General features: G+C 44.0%; 4 protein-coding genes. All 4 read left to right on the top strand.

All coding sequences use genetic code 11. The features are described from left to right. Positions 1-380 precede the first annotated feature (380 nt). Positions 381-923, top strand: coding sequence for a hypothetical protein (locus ICN37_RS08385; RefSeq protein WP_216156623.1), 543 nt, complete (start codon positions 381-383; stop codon positions 921-923). A 75-nt stretch (positions 924-998) separates the two neighbouring features. Next, entirely contained in the window at positions 999-2,387 is a 1,389-nt protein-coding gene (locus tag ICN37_RS08380; protein ID WP_216156620.1) for a hypothetical protein, read from the top strand. 447 nt (positions 2,388-2,834) lie between these two features. Continuing rightward, the gene (locus tag ICN37_RS08375) at positions 2,835-3,116 is read left to right on the top strand and encodes a hypothetical protein (RefSeq protein ID WP_216156618.1); all 282 of its coding nucleotides are present in this window, start codon (positions 2,835-2,837) and stop codon (positions 3,114-3,116) included. Positions 3,117-3,589: 473 nt separating this feature from the next. Continuing rightward, positions 3,590-3,985 carry a hypothetical protein gene (locus ICN37_RS08370; RefSeq protein ID WP_216156615.1) on the top strand — a complete coding sequence of 132 codons (396 nt, stop codon included), beginning with the start codon at positions 3,590-3,592 and terminating at the stop codon, positions 3,983-3,985. Positions 3,986-4,277: the final 292 nt, after the last annotated feature.

Genomic DNA, 4,277 nt, shown 5'->3' with positions numbered 1-4,277 from the left:
TAAAAAATCACAAATTACCAAAACAGAATTGCTGGCTCAGCCAGAAGCGTTTGATTGAAGGCCAAAACCCGTGTACACGCTTTAAATCTAAATCAATGGAAGTATTTTGGGTTTTTACACAGCCTCGGCCATTTTGAGACGCTCACAGCTCTGATGATTATCTAAAGCATCTAGGAACTCACCCAATGCTAATCAAATCCTAAGCTAGGGTTTCTACTATAGAACTAAAGTTGCCCTCTACATTTCAAAATGTTGACTAAAGTCAAGATTGATATAAATCAAATCCCAGTAATATTTCGATACAAACCTTTGAGCTGCCTTAGCATTTTGCTTTGCCTATCGCCTTAGCGTTGCAACACAGTTCAATCCTTAGGGGTGTTATGAGTACTTCAATTAAAAAACTATTACTGGTTTGGGTAACCGCCCTATTGGGTGTCATGATTAGCGGATTAACCCAAGCTGCTAACCCTGATGTACTTCTGAATGTTAGCGGTCAGAGTTACGATATTACTTACATTACAGGCACCTACGATGCTAACGTAGCGCTCTTATCTCAACAACCTTGGTTTGGGGATGCAACTAAAGCCATGGCCTTTGCTACCGCCTTAAGTAATGCTGGTACGTATGTTCTAGGAACTCCCTCTGATGCTGGCTATCCGCCTTATTTTGCAATAGGTTTAAATTACGGAAGCGGTTCGTGGGGTAATTTGTATGATGCACCTGTTCAAAATCGTGATGGGAGTGTGATACTCGGCACCCCAGAAGCTCGTTGGTACACAGAAGGTTTTGCAGTGGTTAATACCTCCGCGGGCGCCCCTGAAATCGATGGCTCACTCGCTCCGAAGGTTGGATTCTTACTCGGTTGCCTATTCCTGATGTTTGGTCGTAAGAAACAAAATACCGAAGCATTGCTAACTGCCTAAGCTGCTTTAGTTTGGTATTGCCTCTGACCCGCTTGATGCGGGTCTTTTTGATTAAACTGTAGTAAAACATTGCCTATGAAACCAATCCTGCAGCTTTTCACTGTAGCCACTCTTGTATTGTTTGGTGCTTTGCACTCTTTAGTCTGGGCGCAAGGCAGCCCATCAGGCGATAAGGCTTCTGTAGTGGTGGCAACGGTCAATAATCAATCCATTACTGCTGGGCAGTTAGACGCTATTACTCTTACTCAACTCAAAGGCGTAACCGATCCTGAATTGCAGGTGCGGATTAAAACCCAAGCTTTAACTGGCCTCATTAATCAAGCGCTAGTTCGCCAAGCCATTGCCCAGATTGATACCAAGCAAAATGCCGATTGGGAAACGGATCTCAAAGCCATGCAAGAGCAAGGTGCTGATAACTTGTACATGAGCTCTCGGATTGGCAAGATCCCCGAAGCCACTCCACAACTGATTGAGCAGATCTATCGCGATAACCCCGACTTTTATGCCAAGCGTTATATCTACCACTATCAAGTTCTCAGTATTCCTTTAAGTGAGTCTTTAACCGCTGCCGAGATTGAGCGCACCTTAAAGATTGGTAGCTCCGGCTTTGATGGCGTGAAAGAACTCCTTAAGAATCGCGGGATTAAATACGGCAGTACCAACAATTGGCTCAGTGCTGAAGAAATTAATCCTTCTATCCTAGCCATTTTGAAAACACTGATTGAGGGTCAAACCAATAGTCAAGTGAGTAACAATCAAAAAGGCATCCTCATTATTAAAAGTATTGGGAAGTACTCTGACCCCGTTGCCTTAGAAGATGCCAGCCCTGCGATTGCTAAAAAGGTGATGGCAGCACGGCGCAATCAGCTAGGGACCAAAGTGATTGATGATTTACGCGTCAAAGCCAAAATCGAAATTAACGATGCAGCCTTAGCGACTGAAGTCCAAAAGCAGCAGGCCATTGTCAAAGCCGATAAACCGGCTACCTTAGTAGAACAGTTCAAGGTGAGTTGGTATTTTGCTTTGTTATTGCTAGTACCTGCAGTGCTGATCTCTTTTTACCGTTCACCTCCCCAACGAGAGCAAAGTACTAGGCCACTCAAAGAGCGGCTCTTAAAAATGATTCTTCCTAAGATGGGCTCTACAGGAAAGAACATGAAAAAGTCTATTGGACAAATTGCCAAAGAAGAGTTTTTGCTGGTGTGGCGCTCTCGGCTTATCCAATTTGTACTGATGGCATTAGCCGCCATTTGGTTCTGGATGCCCTTGTTTGAGCTCTTTGATAAAACCCCTTCCTGGGTCACCCTGCAAAAACTCATTGCGCTCTCTTTAGCAGGCATTGGCGGTGGACTAGTCATTGCACTGGTGAGTTGGAAGGTACCTCAAATTCATCGGCTATTTACCAATCGCTGGGTAGCAGTAGCTCTCCTATTTGTACTGGGCTGGGTTGTATTGCTTGTTTAGGCAATGACCGCTTAGGGTCGGGTAGAGTCCGATTACCTGATTTGACCCAATTGATTCTAATCGGCCAGCAGCAGTTAGTCGTGACTGGGAAATTATTGTTTTTGGAGCAAATAAGGTTGCTGGAGGATTACCAATGGATATGAAACTTATATATACTAGGTTTTAGTCAATTAACCACTCTACTTTGGATACGAGAATGAACTTAAAAAAACTAATGCTGACTTTGGTTTTCTCCGTATTGGGGGGGGGGTAATTGCTACTAGTGCAATCGCTGCTTCAACTGTTACATTTATAGGTGGCAATACGTATGCCTACTTTAATGGCACTACAACAACGAACTATGATTTAAGTACAGTTGTTTATAATGGCACTAATTATTCGCAAATTGCCACCAGAACACCTTGGTGGTCAGGGGGTGGGGATGGAGGAAATTCCACAGTTGCAACTTTGTTTGCCACGGCAGTAGGAGATAGTCTGTCTAGTGGTGGGGTCGCTCCACGTTTTCAATACAACGATGTAGCCTATTACGTCCAATTTAACGGTTCATCAGCTCAAAGCTATTATGGTGATCCAGCTTTGACCAAGACTTATGCTGTAGCAACGGTTCACTCAGGCGGCGCCCCTGAAATCGATGGCTCACTCGCTCCTAAAGTAGGATTTTTGTTGGGTTGCCTGTTCTTAATGTTTGGTCGTAAGAAGCAAAATACAGAGCCCATGATGACTGCTTAAATCAGTAGTTCAGCTTTGTTTTTAGCCCACTTCGGTGGGTTTTTCTTTATCTAGCCACCGTCTCTTATGGGTCGCACTCTGCCTGCAGAGCCCAATTAGCATCAAAGACCGCTCTACAGCCTATAGCAGCCTAATGTATTGCACTGCACACCATAAACCTGACGAATACTTTTGATTCATATCAAACCTAGGTAGAATAAGTGCAACAGACCTTTGAGCTGACTTAACATCCCGTTAAGACTGCCCCTAGATTTCGAGCAAATTCAACACTGTGTTGTCAGGAAACCCATATTAACCTTACCTTTAAACGCTTTCTCATTACAGCTACCCTAGTCATTGCTAGTGCGGTAGTTGGTGGTATTGCCCAGGCGCAAACGGTTGATATCTTTTTTTCAACTACTGGTTCTGATGGTCAAGTAGTTACGGGTTCGGGTTATGGAACCTGGGGTGATAATCCTGGTACAACCCCGGGTATGCTCATTCACTTTACCGATGTTAAATATGGAACTGCTACCGACTCTCCCACATCGGTTACCAATCTCAGTAACATCAGTAGCAATATTGGGGACACTGGTGGTGGACAGTATCTTTATCTCAATCTTTCGTTTCAACAAAATAGCAATTGGTACAACAACCAAGCTGTGATTCATGCGATAACTCCAAATAGCGGTGACTTCGTAAATATTGGTGGAATAACTACCCCTTACACGGCTTTGGATTCAAGCAATACTTTCTATACCCTGACTGGTGTTCCTGGTGCCCCCGAAATCGATGGCTCACTCGCTCCGAAGGTCGGTTTCTTATTAGGTTGCTTGTTCCTCATGTTTGGACGTAAGAAGCAAAATACAGAGCCCATGATGACTGCTTAAATCAGTAGTTCAGCTTTGTTTTTAGCCCACTTCGGTGGGTTTTTCTTTATCTAGCCACCGTCTCTTATGGGTCGAGGCTGTGTAAAAACACCTATTAATTCCCCTGTTGTTGTAAACACCTAAGCACTCTCAAACGTTAATTCAGTATCACTAATTAACGGGTGTTCATGAAGATGAAACGATTCATTACTGGCCAAGATCGAACCCAAAGTACGCTGTTACCAGAGTTACTTGATGAGTACATCACCGAAGAAAACCCCGTACGCGTCATTGACCTCTTTGTTGACCAGCT

Source organism: Polynucleobacter sp. P1-05-14 (assembly GCF_018881675.1).
Lineage (GTDB): Bacteria > Pseudomonadota > Gammaproteobacteria > Burkholderiales > Burkholderiaceae > Polynucleobacter.
This window is presented reverse-complemented; position numbering and strand designations above follow the sequence as displayed.

Coding starts and splice junctions, on each gene's coding strand:
- ICN37_RS08385 (WP_216156623.1), top strand. CDS start 381: ATGAGTACTTCAATTAAAAAACTATTACTGGTTTGGGTAACCGCCCTA.
- ICN37_RS08380 (WP_216156620.1), top strand. CDS start 999: ATGAAACCAATCCTGCAGCTTTTCACTGTAGCCACTCTTGTATTGTTT.
- ICN37_RS08370 (WP_216156615.1), top strand. CDS start 3,590: ATGCTCATTCACTTTACCGATGTTAAATATGGAACTGCTACCGACTCT.